Consider the following 21,530-nt stretch of genomic DNA (forward strand, 5'->3'; position numbering starts at 1 on the left):
CATGTCGGGCCCGCAGGCGCCGCCTGCCGTGCCGCCGCGCGCCCCGCCCGGTAACGTTGCGCTCGTGACCGACCTCGCCCCCTCGCCCGCCGAAGAGCCGACCGTTCTGGCTCGCGCCCGCGGCGGACTCGGACGGCTCACGCTCAACAGGCCCCGAGCGATCAACGCCCTCGATCTCGGCATGATCCGGCTGATGCACGAGACCCTCGACGCCTGGGAGCACGATACCGAGGTCGACATCGTGCTGCTCGACGGTGCCGGCGAGCGGGGACTGTGCGCCGGCGGCGATGTCCGCGGGCTCGCCGAACGCGTCACGAGCGGCCGCGCCGACGAGACCGCGCTGTTCTTCCGCGAGGAGTACGCGCTCAACGCGCGCATCGCCGAATACCCCAAGACGTTCGTCGCCTTCGCCGACGGCGTCACGATGGGCGGCGGTATCGGCATGGCCGGGCATGCCGCGATCCGCATCGTGACCGAGCGGTCGCAGCTGGCGATGCCCGAGACCCGCATCGGCTTCACCCCCGACGTGGGCGGCAGCTGGCTGCTCGGACGTGCGCCCGGGCGCCTCGGCGAGTACCTCGGGCTGACCGGGGCCGTGATGGATGCCTCGGACGCGATCTACGCCGGGTTCGCCGACCACTTCGTTCCGCACGAGAACCTCGACGGGCTGCGCGACGCGCTCGAGACCCGTGCCGATCCTTCCAGCCCGACCGAGCTGGTGCTGCTGTTCGACGAGACGCCGCCGCCGTCGCGGCTGATCCGCGCGCGCGAGTGGATCGACGACGCGTTCGCGGGCGACACGGTGGCCGACATCGTGGAGCGCCTGCGCGCGCGGCCCGAGCCGGAGGCATCCGCCACCGCCGACCTGCTCGGCGAGCTGTCACCGACCGGTCTCGCCGTGACGCTCGCGTCGGTGCGGCGCTCACGCGAGCTGCCGGGCCTGCGCGACGCGCTCGACCAGGAGTACGGGCTGGTCATGTGGTTCGCGACGACGCAGCCCGATATGCCCGAGGGCATCCGCGCGCAGGTCATAGACAAGGACCGCTCGCCGCGCTGGACTCCCGCAAACCTGGACGAGCTCGATCCGGGTGCCGCGGCATCCGCCCTCGCCTTCCGGGCCGAGACCCCGCTCTGGAACTGACGCGAGCTCGCCATGGACCGGACCGCGAGGACGCGCACCAGCAGGCGCCGGCGCGCATACTCGGTCGGCATCGCGATCGACTGGTTCTTCTTCGTCTTCGCCGGCGCCGCAGCGCTGTGGCTGGCCTACCTCAGCCTCACCGAGACCTTCCACATCGGCTGGTGGGGCATCCCGTTCTTCATCGGGTTCTGGGTGCTGCTGGCCTACCTCGTGCTGCCGCGCCTGCACCGCATCCTGACCACCGTCTACGTCCCGGACTACTTCATCGGCCGCACCCGCACGAGCGACGGACTGCTGGGCGATCCGGTGAACCTCGCGTTCCTCGGCACGGGTGAGCAGATCGAGGCGGCGCTGCGGGCCGCAGGGTGGACCAAGGCCGATGCGGTGACGCTCGCCTCGTCGTGGCGCATCGTCACCTCGACGCTCCGGCGGCGCAGCTATCACGAGGCGCCGGTCAGTCCGCTCTTCCTGTTCTCGCGGCAGCAGGACTTCGCGTACCAGCAGGAGGTCGACGGCAACCCCGCGCAGCGGCATCACGTGCGCTTCTGGCAGTGCCCGGACGGCTGGCTCCTGCCGGGCGGGCGCCGGGTCGACTGGCTGGCGGCGGGCACGTTCGACACGAGCGTCGGACTGTCGCTGTTCACGCTCCAGGTCACCCATCGCATCGACGCGAACACCGATGTCGAGCGGGACCACATCGTGAAGACCGTGACGGATGCCGATGCCCGCGTGGTCGTGGACGTCATCGAGGACTTCGCCACCGGCTATCACGCCCGCAACGGCGGAGGCGACAGCATCCGCACCGACGGGGATCTGCCCATCGTCGATGTCCGCACCCTCGCGGCGGTGCGCGCATGAGCGCGGGGCAGCACGGGGCGGCGACGCCGGACCCGCCGCCGCCCGCCAAGCGCCCCGCGTTCGAGCCGGCTGCGCGGCTTCTCACCCCCACCGGCTACGACCCCGACATGGAGCGGCCGACGTCGATCGTGGCGGGGACGGCGCTGCTGCTGCTGCGGGTGGTGGCCGGCATCGTGGTGCTCGTCGGCTTCGCGACCGGGTGGGACTCGCTCCTCGCCGACCCCGACTCGGTGCTCGAGGGCTTCGACCCGACGCCCGAGGGGAGCCGGGCGGCGCTGTGGTTCGTTCTCGCACTCGGCGGAACGGTGCTCGCGATCGACCTGCTGCTGACGATCTTCGTGTTCCTCGGGCGCAACTGGGCGCGGGTCATCGTCATGGTCATCGCCGTGATGTCGATCAGCACCTCGTTCGTCGCCTGGTGGGCGCAAGGCCAGGAGATCGAGATCGAGGGGACGTTCCTGTCGCTGAGCCTCGACATCCTTCTGCTCCTCGCGCTGTCGAGCCGGAGCTCCGCCGCCTACGCACGACGCTACGAGCACCGCTGAGCGCCGCTCCCTGTGCGGTGACGTAATCTGATCCTCCGGCCGCGGCCCGCGCGACCGGGGGAGCCGGGGGTGGTGCGTGTTCGACAGTCCACTGTCCGCGTCGGCGTACGAAGTGCTCGCCGTCGATCCGGATGTCGATCACGAGACCCTGCGCAAGGCCTACCGGCTCCGGTTGCGGCAGACCCACCCCGACACCGGTGGAGACGCCGCGATCTTCATCCAGGTGCAGCGGGCATGGGAGCTCGTGGGCACTCCCGACTCCCGGGCCGCCTACGACCGCGGCCACGGGTTCGGCGAGACCGCCGCCCCCGAGTGGTCGGGATGGCGCCCGCCGCCCGCGCGCACCGACACCCGTCCGCGCGCCCGGTCGTACGGTCACCCCGGCGGCTGGCGCCGCGAGCGGTACCTCGACCTCATTCGTGAGTGGGTGGGGCGCGGGGTCACGCTCGACGACCCGTACGACCCGGCGCTCGTGCGATCCGCACCCCATCACCTGCGGCGCCTGCTCGCCGACGCCCTCGCCGAAGAGGCCACCGCGCGCATCGTCGCCGACCTGGGCATGGGCTACACCGTGTGGCACGACGTCGTCGCCGCAGGGTCTGCCGACTCCGACGCCAAGATCGACCACATCGTGCTCGGCCCGAGCGGTCTGTACGGCCTCTTGTCGGAGGATTTCGGCGGCCCGGCGCGCCTGCGCCGCGGCGAGTTCACGGGCGACGACGTTCCCGGGGCGCCCATCGCGGAGCTGCTGGCGAGCATGCGGGCGGTGGCACGCGCCGCGGGCGTGCGCTTCAGCGGAGCGATCGTGGTGCTGCCCGACGAGGATGTCATCGAGCCGATCGAGGAGATCGGCAAGGTGCGCGGCGTGCGCGTCGCGGTGGTGTCGCGCAGCGCCCTGTCGACGGTGCTGCGCCGCGGCATCACCGGCGCCCGTGACATCGGCGGCAACGAGGTCTTCGACGTGCGCACGCGCCTGCAGCACACCGTCCGCTTCGCCTGATCCTCATCATCCGCCGACCGGGCGGACTCTCGTCTCGACGAGGATGCGCGCGTCAGCCGTTGAGGCCGAGCAGGTCCAGCGGGTGGGTCAGGCGCCACCACGGCGACGGATCCTCGATGTCGGCGGCGAGCTGAAGATCGACGGTCGCCGCGTCGAGAGGGCCGGTCACCGTGAGCGCGCCGACGGTATCGCCCTCGTCGCGGCTCTCGTCGAGGGCGAACGTGGTGCCGACGGTGCCGGCGCCTCCGTTCCACAGCACCACCGCGGCATCCGTCGTCGTCACGATGTCGACCGACTCGCCCCAGCGGGTCTGCACCGTCCCCGCGACCGTGCCGCCCGTCACCGAAGGCTTCAGCTGCAGCTCCTGCTCGAGCTGTGTGTAGAGGGCGCGGGATGCCGCGAGCCGGGCCTCGTCGTCGGGCTGGCCCAGCACCGACGCGAAGACCCGCACCGTCGTGTCGCCGACGGTGATGTCTTTGGCCGACAGCAGGTTCCACGCGTCGAGCGTGCCGGTCTTGATCCCGACCACGCCCGGATCGGCGAGGAGGCCGTTCGTGTTCTCGACGAGCCCGGCGCCGGGGAGCTCGACCGACTGCTTGGCGACGATCTCGGCGATCACCGGGTTGGCCAGTGCCTTCTGCGCGAGGGTGATGAGGGCGTCGGGAGTGGCGGCGTTGCGCTCGTCCATCCCGGTCGGCTCGACGATCGTGACACCCGGAACCCCGTGGGTGGAGAGCCACTGAGTGGCGGCCGAGGCGAACACGGCGTCGGTCGGCCAGAGGTTCTGCGCCAGGCGGTCGGCGTAGTTGTTGGCGGATCCGATCAGCATGCCCTCGAGCATCTGATACTCGGTCAGCGCGCCGCCCACCGGCACATCCAGCGCAGACTCGCCGTTGCTCCGGTACTCCCAGTAGCGGCTGCGGTCGGCCGCACTGAATCGGAACTCGGGGCCCTGCTCGCCGAGGGCGAGCGGCATCTCGTCGAGGACCACGAGCGCGGTCACCACCTTCGTGATGCTCGCGATCGCGTCGGGCTCGACGGCTGACGCGGGAGTGCCGGCGATGCCGCGTACGCCGATCGCCGCACTGCCCTCCACCGGCCACACCGGAATGGTGGCAGGGGCGGCGGCGGGCTGCACCTCGAGCGCGGCGACGGTCGGAGCCACGGCGTGCAGCGGCCACATCAAGGTCGTCGCGGAGTATGCGCCGAAGAGCCCGGCGATGACGAGAGTCGGCACGATGACCCCCGCGCGCAGCGGCGATCGTCGCGGGGCGTCGGCGAGCAGGTCGGCGCCGACCTGGACGTACGGCATCGATGCGGCCGAGAGGTCGCCGGGAGCGGCGCCGCGCCCGATCGTCGTCTCATCCACCCATGCCAGTGCGGTCCTGGGTGCCGCCCCCGACGACACGGGAGGAGCGGTGTCGGGGGAGGAAACAGCCGGCCCCGGTTCGAGAATCGGTGCGGCGGTGTGGACGACCTCAGCGGTCGCGGGGCCGGGGAGGGACGCGGCGGCGAGGGACGACTCGACGGGAGCGACCGCGATCGGGGTCGCGCTGATCGGCGGGACCGACGCCGGCGGGATCTGGTCGATGGTGAGGACGCCGCTGTCCGGCACCTCCTCGGGGGCCACCGGCACAGCGCCCGTCTGCGCCCGGCGCGCGCGGCGCGTGGGTGCGGGGGCGTCGTCCAGAGTCACTCGCTCAAGATACCGCGCTCGTGCAGCGGTATACTCATCGCCACAACCACGGGAGTCCGGCGAGCCGGGCTGAGAGGAAGCGACCCGCGCTTCGACCGTCGAACCTGATCCGGATCATGCCGGCGCAGGGAGGAGTTCACATGCACGCGTCCACGCCCGCATCCACGTCGGCATCGGCGTCCCCGAGTACCGATACGGCTCGCCCGCCGCGCACTCTTCGCTGGCGGGTCATCGACATCGTCGTCGCCAGCGTCCTGGGCGTCGCGATCGGCCTCGTCTTCTGGGCCTGGAACACCGTCGGCTACGCCTGGTTCACCGGGATGGACGGGCTGACCCCCGGCCTCGGCGGACTCGCGGTGGGCATCTGGCTCATCGGCGGCGTGATCGGCGGACTCGTCATCCGCAAGCCGGGCGCTGCCCTGCTCGTCGAGGTGATCGCCGCGATCGTCTCGATGCTCATCGGCAACGTGTGGGGCGTGTCGACCCTGCTCTCCGGGCTCGTACAGGGCCTCGGCGCCGAGCTGATCTTCGCGCTGTTCCTGTACCGCCGCTTCACGCTCCCGGTCGCGATGCTCGCCGGGGTGGGCGCTGCGGTCGCCGCGTGGGTGTTCGAGCTCTTCTACGGCAGCTCTCCCAACATCCTGAAGACCCTGGAGTTCAACACCATCTACCTCGTCAGCGTCGTGGTGTCGGGCGCGGTGCTGGCCGGGCTCGTGGGATGGCTCGCGGTCCGCGCGCTCGCCGCGACCGGCGTGCTGAACCGCTTCGCCGCCGGCCGCGAAGCGCGACGCGAGGTCTGACGTGCCCGCCACCCGCCCTGCGCGCGTCGCCGCGGCGGGCTGGGGCTGGCGCTATGCCGGGCGCCGGGCACCTGCCGTGCGTGATGTGTCGTTCAGGATCGATCCGGGGGAGCGCGTGCTGCTCCTCGGAGCGTCGGGCGCCGGGAAGTCCACACTCCTCGCGGGGATCGCAGGACTTCTCGGCGGCGCCGACGAGGGCGAGGAGTCGGGGTCGCTGCTGATCGACGGCGAGCGGGCCGAAACCCATCGTGGTCGGGTGGGGCTGGTGCTGCAGGATCCGGATGCCGGCGTCGTGCTGTCGAAGGTCGGCGACGACGTCGCCTTCGGCTGCGAGAACCTGGGCGTGCCGGCGGCCGAGATCCCGGCCCGCGTCGCCGAGGCGATGCGCGCTGTCGGCCTCGACGTTCCGCTGTCGCGGGCCACGAAGGCGCTCTCGGGCGGGCAGAAGCAGCGCCTCGCGCTCGCGGGCGTGCTCGCCATGCGCCCGGGCGTGCTGCTGCTGGACGAGCCGACCGCGAACCTCGACCCCGACGGCGTGCGTGAAGTGCGCGCAAGCGTCGAGCGCGCCGTCGCCGAGACCGGTGCCACCCTGATCGTGATCGAGCACCGCACCGCCGTCTGGGCCGACCTCATGGACCGCGTGATCGTCGTCGGGGCCGATGGCGGCCTGCTCGCGGACGGTCCGCCCGATCGCGTGTTCGCCGAGCACGGCGCGGCTCTCGCGGCCGCGGGCGTGTGGGTGCCGGGCGAGCCGCTCGACCTGCCCGTGCTCCCGGCGGCGCCGGCAGGGTCCGATGCGGCGGTCGCGGCATCCGGTCTCGCCATCTCTCGCGACGGCCGCGTCATCGTGCGCGCGGGCCTCGATCTGCAGGTGCCGCGGGCGGCCGCCACGGTGATTACGGGGCCCAACGGCGCCGGAAAGTCGACCCTGGCTCTCACCCTGGCGGGCCTGCTTCCCGAGGCGGCCGGCGAGGTGCGCGCCGCCGAGATCCTCGCCGCGCCGTCGGGCCGCCGTCCGTCGCGGTGGAAGTCGCGCGAGCTGCTGACCCGGATCGGCACGGTCTTCCAGGAGCCCGAGCACCAGTTCCTCGCCACGACCGTGCGCGATGAGCTCGCAGTCGGTCCGCGTTCCCGCGGGGTCGGGCCGGCCGCGGTCGAGGTCATCGTCGACGAACTGCTCGACCGCCTCCACCTCTCGCCGCTCGCGGCGGCGAACCCCTTCACCCTGTCGGGAGGACAGAAGCGGCGATTGTCGGTCGCCACGGTCCTCGCCGATGCGCCGCCCGTGATCGTGCTCGACGAGCCGACCTTCGGGCAGGACCGCCGTGGCTGGCTCGAGCTCGTGCGACTGCTGCAGTCCGAGATCGCCGCCGGCGTCACCGTCGTCGCGGTCACGCACGACGAAGAGGTCATGCATCACCTCGGGGGACATCGCATCGAGCTCGGGGAGCCCGTATCCGGCGGCCCCGTGTCCGGCGGGCCGGCCAGTGCCGTTCATCCCAGTGCCGTTCATCCCAGTGCCGTTCATCCCAGTGCCGTTCATTCGAGCGGAGATCGGCGATGACCCGCGGGGGACGGATGCCGCAGCCCGGCGCACCGGCGACCGCAGCAGAGCCTGGGCACGCCGTGCCGGCCGCGTCGCTCTCCCGCGAGCGCGACACAGGCGCGGCGGCGCGGAGGGCGTGGCTCGACGGTGTGAACCCCGTCACGAAGATCGTGCTCGCGCTGCTGCTCTCGGTGCCGCTCCTCGCCTCGATCGACGTCACGAGCGCTCTCGCGGCCATCGTGCTGCAGCTCGCGTGCGTCCCGCTCACCGGCCTCTCGCCCGTGACGGTGCTGAAGCGGATGCTGCCGATCCTGCTCTTCGCGCCGGTCGCGGGTCTCAGCATGCTGCTCTACGCCGAGCCCGGCGGCACCGTCTACTGGTCGTTCTGGTACGCGACGATCAGCGACGACTCCATCGCTCTCGCCGTGGCCGTGTGCCTCCGCGTGCTGGCGCTGGGGCTGCCCACGATCCTGCTCTTCGGGCGCACCGACCCCACCGAACTCGCCGACGCCCTCGCCCAGGTGGCGAAGCTTCCCAGCCGCTTCGTGCTCGGGGTCCTCGCCGGCACGCGCACCCTCGGGCTCTTCCTCGACGACTGGCGCAGCATGGGCCTGGCGCGTCGGGCGCGCGGCGTGGGCGACACCGGCGCCGTGCGGCGGTTCTTCTCCATGGCGTTCGTGCTGCTCGTGTTCGCGGTGCGCCGCGGCACCAAGCTCGCGACGGCGATGGAGGCCCGCGGCTTCGGCTCCGGCATCCCGCGCACGTGGTCGCGGCCTTCACGAGTCGGCCCGCGCGATGCCGTCGCGCTGGCGGGCGGCGTGGCGATCATGGCGCTGGCGATCGCCGCCGCCGTCGTGGCGGGCACCTTCCGCTTCGTCTGGTCCTAGCAGCCGCCGGCGCGTCAGTCGGCGGCGACGAGCCGCTCGTACGCCGGCTGCAGCGCGGGAAAGTAGTCGTCCCAGTTCACCGCATCGGCATCGAGCCCGGCCTGCGCCGCGACGAGCCGGTCGAGGTAGTACTCCCAGCCGGGGCCGATCGAGCCGACGTCCTCACCGGGGTTCAGGCGCTGCCCGAACGTCAGCACCGTGTCGCCCGGAGCCTCCTCGGTCAGCTCGAACCACAGGTGCCACGAGCCGCTGCCCTGCGACGTGTCGCCGGCGAAGCGCCGGGGGCGGTCGCACTCGAGGATCGTGTACTCCTCGGGCTCGGCATCCTGCCCCTCCGCGGTCATGAAGAAGGTGACGTGCCCCGTCTTCGGGTCGCCCTCCCACCGGCCGATCCAGCGCTCGAGCCGGTCCGACTCGGTGAGCTCGCGCCACACCTCGTCGGCACTCGCCTTGAAGCGGCGCAGGATCACGAGGTTCGGCGCGTCGCCGATCTTCGTCACGGTTCCGGTGATGCTCGTCATGTCGCGTTCCACAGGTCTCGGTAGTACGACAGGCGTTCGCGGTCGGGTTCGACCCCGTAGGCCTCGATGAGGGCGTCCTCCCATCCCTCGCCATAGTTCCATGCCGTCGACATCGACGCCACGGCGATATCCGCCCAGCGGTCGCCGACCATCACTTCATGCGCCACGAAGCGCCCAGACCGAGCCGGGTTCGCGGTTGCGGCGTTCGCAACTCAGTCCGGAGCGGTTGCGGCGCGCGCGCCGCAACCGGATCGTCGTCGGCACGGCCGCAGCCCCTTCGCGCCCGGACTGAATTGCGAACGGTTCGTGCGCGTGACTTCCGCCCGACCATCTCGATAGCGTGTTGCAGCGGCGGCCCGAGCACTGCGGTGGGACGCAGTTCCACGTATGGTGGGACGCGATATCAGTTCGAAGGAGAACGCATGGATCTGACGGCTCCCGCCTCGGCCCTGGTGACGGGCGGCGCCAGCGGGCTCGGCCTGGCCACGGCGCGACGCCTCGCGGCTGCCGGAGCGGCGGTGACGATCGTCGACCTGCCCTCATCCGCGGGTGCCGACCTCGCCGCCGAGCTCGGGGGCACGTTCGCCGCCGCCGACGTCACGGACCCCGAACAGGTGGCCGCCGCGGTTGCGGCGGCCGCGGCATCCGGTCCCCTTCGCGTCGTGGTGAACTGCGCCGGCATCGCACCGCCCGCCAAGGTGCTCGATCGTGACGGCGCGCCGACGCCGCTGGCGGACTTCGAGCGGATCGTGCGGGTGAACCTCATCGGCACCTACAACGTCATCGCGCAGGCGTCCGCGGTAATGGCGAAAACAGAACCGGCGAGCGACGGCGACCGCGGCGTCATCGTCAGCACCGCCAGTGTCGCGGCATTCGACGGACAAATCGGACAACCCGCCTACGCCGCGAGCAAGGGCGGCGTGCACGCCATGACGCTGCCGATCGCGCGCGAGCTGGCCCGGTACGGCATCCGGGTCGTGACGATCGCCCCCGGCATCATGGAGACCCCGATGCTCATGGGCATGCCGCAGGCCGCCCAGGACTCGCTCGGCCAGCAGGTGCCGTTCCCGCAGCGACTCGGCAAGCCCGACGAGTACGCGCGCCTGGTCATGTCGATCGTCGACAACGGCTACCTCAACGGCGAGACCATCCGCCTCGACGGCGCCATCCGGATGGCACCGCGATGACCGTCGCCCGACGCGGGAGCAGTTCACGCTGGCATCCCTCGAGTGGAGCACCGAAATGAACCTGGGAGCACAGAGCATGAGCGATTCGATCCTTCTCGAGGTCCGGGCGGGGCTCGCCCGCGTGACGTTCAACCGTCCCGCGTACCTCAATGCGATGGACTTCGACATGGGCGCGCGGTGGCGAGACGTGGCGCGCGAGGTGACGTCGGACCCGTCGGTGGGAGCGGTGATCCTGGATGCCGCGGGCCCGGCGTTCTGCGCCGGCGGCGATGTCGTCGCGATGGCGACGTCTGGCGCGTCCGGAGCCGACGTGACCGGCGCGGCCCATGTGATCCACGAGGGCATCCGCACGTTCGTGGAGTCCGACAAGCCCATCGTCGCGGCCGTGCACGGCGCCGTCGCCGGCGGCGGGCTCGGCCTCATGCTCACCGCCGACTACATTGTGGCCGCCGACGACTCCCGGTTCGTCAGCAAGTACGCCAACATCGGGCTCACCCCCGACCTCGGCGTCTCGACGCTGCTGCCGGCCGCGATCGGCCAGCGCCGCGCGCTGCAGCTGCTGCTGGAGGATCGCGCGCTCGGCGCCGCGACCGCGCTGGACTGGGGGCTGGTGACCGAGGTCGTGACGGCGGCCGAGGTCGCCGACCGCGCCGAGCAGGTCGCACGGTTCTGGCTCGACAACGCCACGGGCGCGTTCGGGCAGGCCAAGCGCCTCGTCCGCGTCGGTGCCCACCGGTCGTTCGGCGAGAACCTCGACGACGAGGCCGCCTCGATCGGCACCCGATTCGAGACGGATGAGTCCCGTGCCCGCGTCGCCGCCTTCGCCGCGGCATCCGCCAAGTCCGCCGCCGCCAAGGCCGCCGGCTCGACGTCCGCCGGCGCCCGGGCCGGCGCATCCTGACTCCCGACGTCGGCATGTCCCGATTTCCGCCATCGGCGGCCAGCCTGACAGAGGGCTTCGGGAACGTGAAGACGAAAGATCGCGACACCACCACCGGAGGAAGACAGTGACCAACCCCTCGACAGGCCACCAGCCGCTCGCCGGCAAGACGATCCTGATGTCCGGCGGCAGCCGGGGCATCGGCCTCGCGATCGCGCTGCGAGCCGCGCGCGACGGCGCGAACGTGGCGCTGCTGGCGAAGACCGACACACCGCACCCCAAGCTCGAGGGCACGGTCCACTCGGCAGCCGAGCAGATCCGCGCGGCGGGCGGTCAGGCGCTGCCGATCGTCGGCGACGTGCGCAACGACGACGACGTGACCGAGGCCGTGCTCAAGACCCAGGGCGAGTTCGGCGGCATCGACATCGTCGTCAACAACGCTTCGGTCATCGACCTCTCGCGCTCGCTCGATCTCGACGCGAAGAAGTACGACCTGATGCAGGACGTCAACGTGCGCGGCACCTTCATGCTGAGCCGTGCCGCGGTGCCGATCCTGAAGGATGCCGCGAACCCGCACATCCTGTCGCTCTCGCCGCCGCTCAACCTGTCGCCGAAGTGGCTCGGCGGGCACACCGGCTACACGCTGGCGAAGTACGGCATGACGATGGCGACGCTCGGACTGGCGGCGGAGTTCGCCGCCGACGGCATCGCCGCGAACACGCTCTGGCCGCGCACGACCATCGCCACGGCCGCGGTGCGGTTCGCGCTCGGCGGCGACCGCATGATGAAGGTCAGCCGTACACCCGAGATCTACGCCGATGCGGCGTACGAGATCATGACGAAGCCGGCGCGCGAGTACAGCGGCCAGACACTGATCGTCGAAGACGTCCTCGAGGCTGCCGGCATCACCGACTTCTCTGGGTACGCGGCGGTGCCCGGCACCCCCGACGAGCAGCTCTTCCCCGACATCTTCCTGGACTGACCCTGGCCCGAGCCCCTCGCCCGGCATAGCCTGACGGCATGGCGGTACGGAGTCTGTTCCCCATCCTGCTCTCGCGCGACCTGCCCCAGCTCGTGCGGTTCTACGAGGCGGCGCTCGGCGCGGTGGTCGTCTACCGCTTCGGCGACGAGGACGACCCCGACTACGTCTCGCTTCAGATCGGGGAGGTGTCTCTCGGGATCGGCCGCGATCCCGATGCGCTGCCGTCTGCACCCACGCGCCCGGACAGTGCTTCCGGAGCGGGCGTCGGGACCGTCGGAGACCGCATCGCCCTGTGGTTCTACGTCGACGACGTCGATGCGGTGTTCGCGGCCTGGCTCGCGGCCGGCGGACGCTCCGAGCAGGCGCCCGCCGACATGCCGTGGGGCGAGCGCGTCGCGCAGGTGCGCGATCCCGAGGGCACCCTCGTCAATCTCGGCGCCGAGGCTCCCGCCGACTCCGACTCGAATCCGCCGGCCTGACTCAGATCAGGCCGAGGCGGCGGAAGGCGTTCGAGACGCCGTCGTCGAGGACGGCCGTGGTGACGAAGTCCGAGAGGTCCTTGAGCTCGGCGTGGGCGTTGCCCATGGCGACGCTGGTGCCGCACACCTGGAACATCTCCACGTCGTTCCAGCTGTCGCCGATCGCGATGGCGTCGGCCGCGTCCCGGCCGAGGTGGGCCAGCAGCAGCTCGATCGCCGAGCCCTTCGTCGTATCGCGCTCGCAGATCTCGCCGTTCGACCCTCCCGGCAGCGGGATGCTGCCCGGCACCACCTGGAACCGGTCGCCGAGGTCGGCCCGCAGCACCTCGAGACCGTCGGCGTGGTCGCTCACGAAGACCGCCTTCGCGATCTGCGTCAGGTCGGCCTCCTCGACGCCCGGGAACTCGCGGTTGGCCAGCCCCGAGAGCGAGTCCTCGGGGCGGAGGCCGCGGGCCGCGTCGCGTTCTTGCAGCTCCTCCGCGTAGGTCACGAGCAGCTCGGCCATGTCGTCGCTGGCGAAGATGCCGTCGTGGGTCTGCAGGAAGAAGCGGATGCCGCGGCTGCGCAGCACGGTGAGCAGACGGTCCGTCGCCGCCGGCGTCAGCGGCCGGTCGACGACGACGGTGTCGCCGGAGGTCACGAGGGCGCCGGAGTTGGTGATCGCGCCGTCGAACCCGATCTGCGCGACGCGGGGATGGATGTCGGCGGCCGAGCGTCCCGTGCTCAGGTAGACGAGGTGCCCGGCAGCCCGCGCCGCGCGCACCGCCTCGCCGGTGGACGGGGCGACATGCTCGCCGTGCTCGAGGATCGTGCCGTCGACGTCGATGAAGACGATCCGCCGGGGATGCGCGGGGGCGGCACGGGTCTCGGTGCTCACGTCAGTGCTTGTTCCCGGTGAAGAGGAGGATTCCGCCGAGTCCGATCATGAGTCCGCCGCCGGTCGCCGACAGCGTCGCGATGCGGCGCGGCGAGCGCCCGAACCATGTGCGGGCAGCCGCGGCGACCAGCGCCCAGATGCCGTCGGAGATCAGTGCGATGACGAAGAACACCAGACCGAGCTGCATCATCTGCACCGGCACCGCGCCCGCCGAGAGGTCGACGAACTGCGGCAGCACGGCGACGAAGAACGCGATGGTCTTCGGGTTCGTGATGCCGACCAGGAAGCCCTCGCCGAGCTGTCGCCAGGCCGAGCGGGGGGCGACGCCGCCGGCCGCCTCGGCCGCCGCGCGACCGCGATGCCGGATCGCCTGGATGCCGAGGTAGATCAGGTACGCCGCGCCGGCCACCTTCAGGATCGTGAAGAGCACGACGGACTGGGCGACGATCCCACCGACGCCGAGGGCGACGAGCCCGATGACCGGCAGAAGCCCGAGGGCGTTCCCCAGCACGCTCAGCAGTCCGCCGATGCGGCCGAGCGCCAGGGCGCGGCCGATCGTGAAGAGCACACTGGGGCCCGGGATCACGATCAGGACGAGCGCGGCGAGCGTGAACGCCAGGAGGTTCTCGGGAGGGACCACGACGCCACGATATCCCGCCGCGGGCGCCCGTCGCGGCGGAGGGTCAACGGACGAGCGGCTTGCGCAGGAACACCTGCTCGGTGCCGTCGTCACCGGGGACACGCTCCGTCTCGACGTAGCCCTCCCGCTGGTACAGGCGCAGGTTCGCCTCGCTGAGCGAGCCGGTGAAGAGCTCGGCCTCGGTGGCTCCCTCGTTCGCGCCGCGCTCCTCGACCGCGGCCAGGAGCGTCGTGCCGAGGCCGCGACCCTGCTGGTCGGGCGCGATCGCCAGGCGGCCGACGAGCAGCAGCTCGCCGTCGCGCTGCGCGCGCACGGCCCCGACGATGCGGTGGCCGGCAAGGGCCACGCAGCCGAGGTTCTCGGCCAGTTCCGCCTCGAGCTCTTCGAGCGTCTGCGTCAGGGGCGGCATTTCGGGGCTGCCGTAGATGAGCGCCTCCTGCACGAACGCCGCTCGCTGGAGGGTCAGCACTTCGCCCGCGTCCTCGGGGCGGATGGGGCGCACCGTCACTTCGTCCACGCAGCTCACGCTAACGCGATCGGGCGATCGCGCCGGGGGCTTGACGGGGCGCCGGCACACCGGCATCCGTCCAGGCGCGTCGCCTACCCTGGTCGTATGACCGAGATCCCACCCGTGCGCGCCACGACGCCCTCGGCCGTGCGCAGCACCAAGCCCCGCCAGGTGCGTCCGGCGACAGAGGGATGGTCGCAGAAGAAGGATGCCGAGGGCCGGCCCCTTCTGCAGTTCGCGAGCCCGAAGCGCGGAAAGCCCCCGGTGCACCTCGTCGACCTCACCCCCGAGGAGCGCGTCGCGAAGGTCATCGAGCTCGGGATGCCGGGGTTCCGTGCCAAGCAGCTCGAGAAGCACTACTTCCAGCACTGGACCCACGACCCGGCGGAGATGACCGACCTCCCGGCCGCCGGCCGCGAGGACCTCGTACACGGCATGCTGCCGCCGCTGCTGACGGAGGTCCGCCGACTCGAGACCGACCGCGGCGACACCATCAAGTTCCTGTGGAAGCTGCACGACGGCGCCCTCGTCGAGTCGGTCCTCATGCGGTACACCGGTCGCATCACCCTGTGCGTGTCGTCGCAGGCCGGGTGCGGCATGAACTGCCCGTTCTGTGCGACCGGCCAGGCCGGACTCACGCGCAACATGTCGGCCGCCGAGATCGTCGAGCAGGTCGTGCGCGCCAATCGCCTGATCGCCGACGGCGGGCTCGGCGACCCGCGCCGCGTCGGTCATGAAGGCGAGCGCGTCACGAACATCGTCTTCATGGGCATGGGAGAGCCGCTGGCCAACTACTCCCGCGTCATGCAGGCCGTCCGGGTCATGACCGACAAGAAGCACGGCCTCGGCATGAGTGCGCGCGGCGTCACGGTGTCGACGGTCGGCCTCGTGCCGGCGATCACCAAGCTCGCGAACGAAGACATCCCGGTGACGTTCGCGCTCTCGCTCCACGCGCCCGACGACAAGCTGCGCGACGAGCTGATCCCGGTCAACTCGCGCTGGAAGGTCGACGAGGCGCTCGACGCGGCGCGTGCCTACTTCGACAAGACCGGCCGGCGTGTGTCGATCGAGTATGCGCTGATCAAGGACATGAACGACCACGCCTGGCGCGCCGATCTCCTCGCCGAGAAGCTCAACGCCCGTGGACGCGGCTGGGTGCACGTCAACCCGATCCCGCTCAACCCGACGCCGGGCTCGATCTGGACAGCGTCCGAGGTCGACGTGCAGACCGAGTTCGTCCGCCGTCTGAACGAGGCCGGCATCCCGACGACCCTGCGCGACACCCGCGGCAAAGAGATCGACGGCGCGTGCGGGCAGCTCGTCGCGACCGAGGACGATCAGGCGGTCGCGGCCGTCACCCCGCTCGAAGTCTGACGCGAGCGGTCGCCGCGGCTGCGGCATCCGCTCGCCGTGAAGCCCGGTCCCAGCGCGCCCGGATTCACCTGCCGCTCAGGTTGCTTTGCCTAGGGTGGCCGGATGTCTTTCTCCGTTCATCGGCCGGGCAGGTTCGGCTCCGACGGTCGTATCGCGTTCGACGGACCCTCCGAGCCGGCCGACGAGCTGTACATCGACGACGTGCGCGGTGCGTGGGAGGCTCCGGCCGGTCCCGACGACCCGTTCGACCAGCCGGAGTCCGGCCAGGCCCCCGCGACGGACGATCCGGGGGATGCCGCGGACCGCTCCAGCGAGCCGGATGCCGGCACCGAGCCCGCGGCAGCGCCCGCCGGCCGCGCCGCACGAGCCGGCAGGCGCCGGCCCCGCACCCCCGCCTCGCGACGACTGGCGGTGCTGGGCGGTGCCGACGGGTCGGTGCTCGACCACGTGCCGACAGAGACGCCCCGCTTCGTGCAGATGTTCTTCGTCCTCGCCGGGACGGCGCTGGTCTCGGCCATCTCGATGTACTTCGCGCTGACCACCGGCGTGCGGATCCTGGCGTGGATGGCGGTACCCCTGGCGATCGTCTGGGCGCTCATCATCTTCAACCTCGACCGATTCCTCACGTCCACGATGCGCTCGACGCACAGCATCGGCCGGCTGATCGGGTTGGCGATCCCTCGCGTCATCATGGCGGCCGTGATCGGCATCGTCGTCGCCGAGCCGCTCGTGCTGCAGATCTTCTCCAACGGAGAGGTGAACGCGACGAACGTCGTGCAGGCGCAGTCCGACCAGGACGCGGTCACCACCGGTCCCGAGAGGGAAGCGCTGGATGCCGCGCGGGACCGCGTCGCGGCTCTCGAGAGCCAGGCGGCCAGCGGGGTCGTCGAAGGCGCGAACACCACGTCCGCGTCGGCGACTGCCGCCCAGCAGTCCGTCGACGACCGACAGCCAGGCTCGCCGCACAGCAGCAGGTGATCGATCAGGCACGCGCCATCTATCAGTGCGAGATCAGCGGCGAGGGCGCCGGTGAGACCGCCGGCTGCAGCGGAGTGGCCGGCGAGGGCGCCAGCTCGGATGCCGCGCAGGCCCAGCTCGCGGCAGCCCAGGCGTCGTACGACGATCTGGCCGCCCAGCTGCGCACCGCCGAGGCGGACCTCGCTGCGGCGCAGGCCGCGGGCACGGCGAACGCCGGCGCCTCCGAGGCGCAGAACCGGCAGCAGGCGGAGGATGAGCTGCCCGCCGCGCGTGAGCAGTACCAGTCGGCGCTCGCCGCGTACGACGCACGTGCGGCCGAGATCGCCAGCGGAAACGCCGCGGCGACCGGACTGCTCAGTCAGATCGGCGCGCTCGAGCGCCTCTCGCACCAGCAGCCGATCCTCGCATGGGCGCACTGGCTCATCGCCGGGCTCTTCTTCATGATCGAGCTGCTGCCGGTGCTCGTGAAGGTGCTCACGAGTTACGGCGAGCCCACCCTGTACGAGAAGGCCGATGCGCTGCGCCGGCAGGTCGCCCTCGATCGCGTCACGGCGCGCAGCTGGCGGGAGCGCGCCGACGTGGCGCAGGGCGCGCAGGCCTGACCCAGGCCCGACACCGACGCGGGCCTCGCGGGACGCGATATATCGTGTTAGGGTGACGACCGGATGCCGGGGCTCGGCGTCCGCACCCTCGCGTTTCGCCCTCCGTGAACGGACCTGCCGTGATGTCGGCGTCCCGTGGGAGGGTGTGTGCATCACCCTTCGGACGCCTCACGGAGTCCGTCAGAGTCTGGAGTCATCCGTGCTCGCAAAACTCCTCGTCCGCTATCTCAAGCCGTATCGCTGGCTGCTGCTCGGGGTGCTGCTCTTCCAGTTCGCGTCCGCACTCGGCTCGCTCTACCTGCCGAGCCTGAACGCCGACATCGTCGACAACGGCGTAGCGCAAGGTGACACCGACTACATCTGGCGCACCGGCCTGGTCATGCTCGCGGTATCGCTCGGGCAGATCGTCGCTGCGATCATCGCCACCTACTTCGCCGCGAAGGCCGCGATGAGGATGGGCCGCGACCTGCGGGACGGCATCTTCGAGCGGGTCTCCAGCTTCTCCGAGCGCGAGGTCACCGGCTTCGGGGCCGGATCGCTCATCACCCGCAACACCAACGACGTGCAGCAGGTGCAGATGCTGACGATGATGGGCGCGACGTTCCTCGTCTCGGCGCCGCTCCTGGCCATCGGCGGCGTCGTGCTCGCGATCGAGCAGGCGGCCAGCCTCGCGTGGATCATCGCGGTGGCGGTACCCGTGCTTCTGGTCGTCGCCGGCCTGCTCATCGCACGGATGGTGCCCCTCTTCCGCAGCTACCAGGGCAAGCTCGACGGCGTGAACCGCGTGATGCGCGAGCAGCTCACCGGCATCCGCGTCATCCGCGCCTTCGTGCGCGAGCCGATCGAAGAGGAGCGGTTCCGGGGGGCGAACACCGACATCATGGTCGTCGGCCGCAAGGTGGGATCGCTCTTCGTCGTGCTGTTCCCCGCGGTCATGCTGATCCTGAACGTCACGGTGATCGGCGTGATCTGGTTCGGAGGCATTCAGGTCGACGCGGGCGAGATCCAGATCGGCACCCTCTTCGCCTTCATGCAATACGTCATGATCATCCTCTCGGGCGTCATGATGGCGAGCTTCATGGCTCTCATGATCCCGCGGGCAGCGGTGTCGGCCGAGCGCGTCAGCGAGGTGCTCGGCACCCGCACGACGCTGGTGCGGCCCGTCGACGCCGCGGCGTCGTTCCCGGAGCCCGGCGCCATCGACTTCGACGATGTGTCGTTCACCTACCCGGGCGCCGCGCATCCGATCCTCTCCGGCATCACCTTCGCCGCCGCGCCGGGCGAGACGGTGGCGATCGTCGGATCCACCGGCGCCGGGAAGACGACCTTGATCTCGCTCCTCCCGCGGCTGTTCGACGTCACCGGCGGCGCCGTGCGCGTCGGCGGGGTCGACGTGCGCGAGGTCGATCTCGATGCGCTGTGGAGCACGATCGGTCTCGTCCCGCAGCGGCCGTTCCTCTTCTCCGGCACGATCGCGTCGAATCTGCGCTTCGGCAAGGAGGAGGCGACGGATGCCGAACTCTGGCGTGCGCTCGAGATTTCCCAGGCGAGCGACTTCGTGAGCCAGATGCCCGAGGGGCTGGACTCGCCGATCGCGCAGGGCGGCACGAACGTGTCGGGCGGCCAGCGTCAGCGGCTCGCGATCGCGCGAGCGATCGTGCACGACCCGCGCATCCTGGTCTTCGACGACTCGTTCTCGGCCCTCGACCTCACCACCGACGCGCGATTGCGGCAGGCGCTGTGGCGCGAGCTGCCCGAGGTGACGAAGATCGTCGTCGCCCAGCGGATCTCGACCATCACCGAGGCCGACCGCATCATCGTCCTCGACGACGGCGGCATCGTCGGCCTCGGCACTCACGACGAGCTGCTGGAGTCCAGTCAGACCTACCGAGAGATCGTGCAGTCCCAGCTCGGAGCGGAGGTCGCGCGATGAGCGATCAGAAGCGCACGCGCAAGCCGGTCGAGCAGGTGCTCTCAGCCGAGGAGAAACTCGAGATCGAGCTCGGCGAGCAGGCCCGCATCGCCGCCGACGACTGGTCGGGCGGAGTCGCGCCCGGCAAGGCGGCTCGCTTCGGACCCTCGTTCCGGCGCCTGATCGGCCTCCTCAGACCGCACGCCGTCGCGTTCACCCTGGTGTCGATCCTCGGCGCGTTCGGCGTCGTCCTCGCGGTGCTGTCGCCCAAGGTGCTCGGCGAGGCGACCAACATCCTGTTCGAGGGCGTCGTCTCGGGCATGGCCCCGGCGGGCGCGACGAAGGACCAGGTCGTGCAGGGCCTTGTCGATGCCGGCCAGCAGGACCTCGCCAACATCGTCACGGCGATGCAGAACTTCACCCCCGGCGCGGGGGTCGACTTCCTCGCCCTCAGCCGCGTGCTGCTCATCGTGCTCGCGCTCTACTTCGCGTCCTCGCTGCTGATGTGGCTGCAGGGCTACGTCATCAACGTCATCATGGTCCGCACGATGTGGCGCCTGCGCGAGCAGGTCGAGGCGAAGATCAACCGCCTGCCGCTCAGCTATTTCGACCGGGTCCAGCGCGGCGAGCTCATCTCGCGCGTCACCAACGACATCGACAACATCACGCAGATGATGCAGCAGTCCCTGTCGCAGGCGCTCACCGCCGTGCTCACCGTGGTCGGCGTCCTGATCATGATGCTGTCGATCTCGTGGCAGCTCACGCTCGTCGTGCTGATCTCGTTCCCGCTGATGGGCGTGCTGTTCGGCGTGATCGGGCCGCGCTCGCAGAAGGCGTTCGGCATCCAGTGGCGCAAGGTCGGCCGGCTCAACGCGCGGGTCGAGGAATCCTTCTCGGGCCACGCGCTGGTCAAGGTCTTCGGCCGTGAGCAGGCCTCGCGCGAGGCGTTCCGCGCCGAGAACGAAGAGCTGTACCAGGCGTCGTTCAAGGCGCAGTTCCTCTCGAACATCATGATGCCCGCGATGATGTTCATCGGAAATCTCACCTACGTCGGCATCGCTGTATTCGGTGCGCTGATGGTCGCCGGCGGGCAGCTGCGGCTCGGCGACGTGCAGGCGTTCATCCAGTACTCGCAGCAGTTCACCCAGCCGCTCTCGGAACTGGGCGGCATGGCCGCGGTGGTGCAGTCCGGCACGGCGTCGGCAGAGCGCGTGTTCGAATTCCTCGACGAATCGGAAGAGGAGCCCGACGCTGTCGACGCCCCTGCGCCGGTCGACGGCGACGGCACGATCGAGTTCGAGAACGTCAGCTTCTCGTACTCGCCCGACCGGCCGCTCATCCAGGACCTGTCATTCCGCGTAGAGCCCGGGCAGACCGTCGCGATCGTCGGGCCGACGGGGGCGGGCAAGACGACCCTGGTCAACCTGATCATGCGGTTCTACGAGCTCGACGGCGGTCGCATCCTGCTCAATGGGCAGAGCATCGCCCAGCTGACCCGCCGCGACATCCGTGCGAAGACCGGCATGGTGCTGCAGGATCCGTGGCTGTTCGCCGGATCGATCCGCGAGAACATCCGGTACGGTCGCGCGGACGCCACCGACGAGGAGATCCTCGAGGCGGCTCGGGCCACGTACGTCGACCGGTTCGTGCATTCACTTCCCGACGGGTACGACACCCTTCTCGACGAGGAGGCATCGAACATCTCGGCGGGGGAGAAGCAGCTCATCACGATCGCCCGGGCGTTCGTCGCGCAGCCGTCGGTGCTGATCCTCGACGAGGCCACCAGCTCCGTCGACACGCGCACCGAGCTTCTGCTGCAGAACGCCATGGCGGCGCTGCGCGAGGGACGCACGTCGTTCGTCATCGCGCACCGGCTCTCGACGATCCGCGACGCCGACCTGATCCTGGTGATGGAGAGCGGCGCGATCGTCGAGCAGGGCGCGCACGACGAGCTGATCGCGGCGCAGGGCGCGTACTTCCGCCTGTACAACTCGCAGTTCGAGCAGGCCGCGACCGACCCCGACGACGTGATCGGGGCCCGAGCGGACGAACTCGACGGGTCGCCGGACGAGCCGGTCGACGAGAAGAGCACGGCGGGGGCGCCGGTGCGTTGACGC

Annotated in this window: 22 protein-coding genes and 1 riboswitch; of the genes, 16 read left to right on the forward strand and 6 right to left on the reverse strand. The window is 70.9% G+C overall.

Annotation, left to right across the window (positions count from 1 at the left end; all coding sequences use genetic code 11):
* The first annotated feature begins 64 nt into the window (after positions 1-64).
* The 4 genes from WYM_RS13545 to WYM_RS13560 all read left to right on the forward strand — a co-directional run bounded on the left by WYM_RS13545 (position 65) and on the right by WYM_RS13560 (position 3,544).
* Complete coding sequence (locus WYM_RS13545; protein WP_019181385.1) at positions 65-1,141, forward strand: enoyl-CoA hydratase/isomerase family protein; 1,077 nt, start codon at positions 65-67, stop codon at positions 1,139-1,141.
* 12 nt (positions 1,142-1,153) lie between these two features.
* Positions 1,154-1,999 carry an LssY C-terminal domain-containing protein gene (locus WYM_RS13550; protein WP_019181386.1) on the forward strand — a complete coding sequence of 282 codons (846 nt, stop codon included), beginning with the start codon at positions 1,154-1,156 and terminating at the stop codon, positions 1,997-1,999.
* Positions 1,996-2,544: a hypothetical protein gene (locus WYM_RS13555; RefSeq protein ID WP_019181387.1), complete on the forward strand. Its 549-nt coding sequence runs from the start codon at positions 1,996-1,998 to the stop codon at positions 2,542-2,544. Before WYM_RS13550 ends, WYM_RS13555 begins: the two co-directional genes overlap by 4 nt.
* A 76-nt stretch (positions 2,545-2,620) precedes the next feature.
* Entirely contained in the window at positions 2,621-3,544 is a 924-nt protein-coding gene (locus WYM_RS13560) for a J domain-containing protein (protein WP_019181388.1), read from the forward strand.
* Positions 3,545-3,596: 52 nt separating this feature from the next.
* Here the strand turns inward: WYM_RS13560 and WYM_RS13565 are convergent, their stop codons facing one another.
* On the reverse strand, positions 3,597-5,240 hold the full coding sequence (locus tag WYM_RS13565) for a D-alanyl-D-alanine carboxypeptidase (protein ID WP_019181389.1): 1,644 nt from the start codon (positions 5,238-5,240) through the stop codon (positions 3,597-3,599).
* 38 nt (positions 5,241-5,278) lie between these two features.
* Positions 5,279-5,390, forward strand: a riboswitch (TPP riboswitch).
* Between WYM_RS13565 and WYM_RS13570 the strand changes: the two genes are divergently transcribed.
* The 3 genes from WYM_RS13570 (at position 5,381) to WYM_RS13580 (ending at position 8,473) form a co-directional block, all read left to right on the forward strand.
* A complete protein-coding gene (locus WYM_RS13570) occupies positions 5,381-6,040 on the forward strand; it encodes an ECF transporter S component (protein ID WP_019181390.1) in 660 nt (219 codons plus the stop codon). It overlaps the preceding riboswitch by 10 nt.
* Before the next feature lies 1 nt (position 6,041).
* Positions 6,042-7,604, forward strand: coding sequence for an ABC transporter ATP-binding protein (locus WYM_RS20270; protein ID WP_202802641.1), 1,563 nt, complete (start codon positions 6,042-6,044; stop codon positions 7,602-7,604).
* Positions 7,601-8,473, forward strand: a complete 873-nt coding sequence (locus WYM_RS13580) for an energy-coupling factor transporter transmembrane component T family protein (protein ID WP_237739423.1) — start codon at positions 7,601-7,603, stop codon at positions 8,471-8,473. The genes WYM_RS20270 and WYM_RS13580 overlap by 4 nt, the downstream gene beginning before the upstream one ends.
* A gap of 14 nt (positions 8,474-8,487) precedes the next feature.
* On the opposite strand, the gene WYM_RS13585 is transcribed toward WYM_RS13580, so the two are convergent.
* Entirely contained in the window at positions 8,488-8,994 is a 507-nt protein-coding gene (locus WYM_RS13585) for an SRPBCC family protein (RefSeq protein WP_019181393.1), read from the reverse strand.
* Positions 8,991-9,161: a hypothetical protein gene (locus WYM_RS21555; protein WP_423793911.1), complete on the reverse strand. Its 171-nt coding sequence runs from the start codon at positions 9,159-9,161 to the stop codon at positions 8,991-8,993. Before WYM_RS21555 ends, WYM_RS13585 begins: the two co-directional genes overlap by 4 nt.
* Positions 9,162-9,416: 255 nt before the next feature.
* Here WYM_RS21555 and WYM_RS13595 point away from each other — a divergent pair, with 255 nt between their 5' ends.
* The 4 genes from WYM_RS13595 (at position 9,417) to WYM_RS13610 (ending at position 12,522) form a co-directional block, all read left to right on the forward strand.
* The gene (locus tag WYM_RS13595; RefSeq protein WP_019181395.1) at positions 9,417-10,181 is read left to right on the forward strand and encodes an SDR family NAD(P)-dependent oxidoreductase; all 765 of its coding nucleotides are present in this window, start codon (positions 9,417-9,419) and stop codon (positions 10,179-10,181) included.
* A 76-nt stretch (positions 10,182-10,257) separates the two neighbouring features.
* Entirely contained in the window at positions 10,258-11,082 is an 825-nt protein-coding gene (locus WYM_RS13600; RefSeq protein ID WP_051008134.1) for an enoyl-CoA hydratase/isomerase family protein, read from the forward strand.
* A 106-nt stretch (positions 11,083-11,188) separates the two neighbouring features.
* Complete coding sequence (locus tag WYM_RS13605) at positions 11,189-12,043, forward strand: SDR family oxidoreductase (protein WP_019181397.1); 855 nt, start codon at positions 11,189-11,191, stop codon at positions 12,041-12,043.
* 38 nt (positions 12,044-12,081) lie between these two features.
* Positions 12,082-12,522 carry a VOC family protein gene (locus tag WYM_RS13610; RefSeq protein WP_019181398.1) on the forward strand — a complete coding sequence of 147 codons (441 nt, stop codon included), beginning with the start codon at positions 12,082-12,084 and terminating at the stop codon, positions 12,520-12,522.
* Between the two features lies 1 nt (position 12,523).
* Here WYM_RS13610 and WYM_RS13615 read toward each other — a convergent pair whose 3' ends face one another.
* The 3 genes from WYM_RS13615 to WYM_RS13625 are packed head-to-tail and all read right to left on the reverse strand — an operon-like array spanning position 12,524 to position 14,556.
* A complete protein-coding gene (locus tag WYM_RS13615; RefSeq protein ID WP_019181399.1) occupies positions 12,524-13,399 on the reverse strand; it encodes a Cof-type HAD-IIB family hydrolase in 876 nt (291 codons plus the stop codon).
* 1 nt (position 13,400) lies between these two features.
* Complete coding sequence (locus WYM_RS13620) at positions 13,401-14,039, reverse strand: LysE family translocator (RefSeq protein ID WP_019181400.1); 639 nt, start codon at positions 14,037-14,039, stop codon at positions 13,401-13,403.
* Positions 14,040-14,082: 43 nt separating this feature from the next.
* A complete protein-coding gene (locus WYM_RS13625) occupies positions 14,083-14,556 on the reverse strand; it encodes a GNAT family N-acetyltransferase (RefSeq protein WP_019181401.1) in 474 nt (157 codons plus the stop codon).
* A gap of 96 nt (positions 14,557-14,652) precedes the next feature.
* Here WYM_RS13625 and rlmN point away from each other — a divergent pair, with 96 nt between their 5' ends.
* From rlmN to WYM_RS13645, 5 genes are all read left to right on the forward strand, one after another.
* Positions 14,653-15,921, forward strand: coding sequence for a 23S rRNA (adenine(2503)-C(2))-methyltransferase RlmN (gene rlmN / locus WYM_RS13630; RefSeq protein ID WP_019181402.1), 1,269 nt, complete (start codon positions 14,653-14,655; stop codon positions 15,919-15,921).
* A gap of 102 nt (positions 15,922-16,023) precedes the next feature.
* Positions 16,024-16,899 (forward strand): DUF4407 domain-containing protein, encoded by an 876-nt coding sequence (locus WYM_RS22400; RefSeq protein WP_019181403.1) that lies wholly within the window; start codon positions 16,024-16,026, stop codon positions 16,897-16,899.
* Entirely contained in the window at positions 16,896-17,501 is a 606-nt protein-coding gene (locus WYM_RS22405; protein WP_019181404.1) for a DUF4407 domain-containing protein, read from the forward strand. Before WYM_RS22400 ends, WYM_RS22405 begins: the two co-directional genes overlap by 4 nt.
* A 199-nt stretch (positions 17,502-17,700) precedes the next feature.
* A complete protein-coding gene (locus tag WYM_RS13640; protein ID WP_019181405.1) occupies positions 17,701-19,434 on the forward strand; it encodes an ABC transporter ATP-binding protein in 1,734 nt (577 codons plus the stop codon).
* Complete coding sequence (locus WYM_RS13645; protein ID WP_019181406.1) at positions 19,431-21,527, forward strand: ABC transporter ATP-binding protein; 2,097 nt, start codon at positions 19,431-19,433, stop codon at positions 21,525-21,527. The genes WYM_RS13640 and WYM_RS13645 overlap by 4 nt, the downstream gene beginning before the upstream one ends.
* Positions 21,528-21,530 lie beyond the last annotated feature (3 nt).

It is taken from the genome of Microbacterium yannicii PS01, assembly GCF_000304335.1.
Taxonomy (GTDB): Bacteria; Actinomycetota; Actinomycetes; order Actinomycetales; family Microbacteriaceae; genus Microbacterium; species Microbacterium yannicii_A.

Excerpts from the sequence above, each read along its gene's own strand:
- WYM_RS13550 (WP_019181386.1), top strand. The coding sequence starts at position 1,154 with ATGGACCGGACCGCGAGGACGCGCACCAGCAGGCGCCGGCGCGCATAC.
- WYM_RS13555 (WP_019181387.1), top strand. The coding sequence starts at position 1,996 with ATGAGCGCGGGGCAGCACGGGGCGGCGACGCCGGACCCGCCGCCGCCC.
- WYM_RS13570 (WP_019181390.1), top strand. The coding sequence starts at position 5,381 with ATGCACGCGTCCACGCCCGCATCCACGTCGGCATCGGCGTCCCCGAGT.
- WYM_RS13580 (WP_237739423.1), top strand. The coding sequence starts at position 7,601 with ATGACCCGCGGGGGACGGATGCCGCAGCCCGGCGCACCGGCGACCGCA.
- WYM_RS13585 (WP_019181393.1), bottom strand. The coding sequence starts at position 8,994 with ATGACGAGCATCACCGGAACCGTGACGAAGATCGGCGACGCGCCGAAC.
- WYM_RS13595 (WP_019181395.1), top strand. The coding sequence starts at position 9,417 with ATGGATCTGACGGCTCCCGCCTCGGCCCTGGTGACGGGCGGCGCCAGC.
- WYM_RS13600 (WP_051008134.1), top strand. The coding sequence starts at position 10,258 with ATGAGCGATTCGATCCTTCTCGAGGTCCGGGCGGGGCTCGCCCGCGTG.
- WYM_RS13610 (WP_019181398.1), top strand. The coding sequence starts at position 12,082 with ATGGCGGTACGGAGTCTGTTCCCCATCCTGCTCTCGCGCGACCTGCCC.
- rlmN (WP_019181402.1), top strand. The coding sequence starts at position 14,653 with ATGACCGAGATCCCACCCGTGCGCGCCACGACGCCCTCGGCCGTGCGC.
- WYM_RS22400 (WP_019181403.1), top strand. The coding sequence starts at position 16,024 with ATGTCTTTCTCCGTTCATCGGCCGGGCAGGTTCGGCTCCGACGGTCGT.
- WYM_RS13645 (WP_019181406.1), top strand. The coding sequence starts at position 19,431 with ATGAGCGATCAGAAGCGCACGCGCAAGCCGGTCGAGCAGGTGCTCTCA.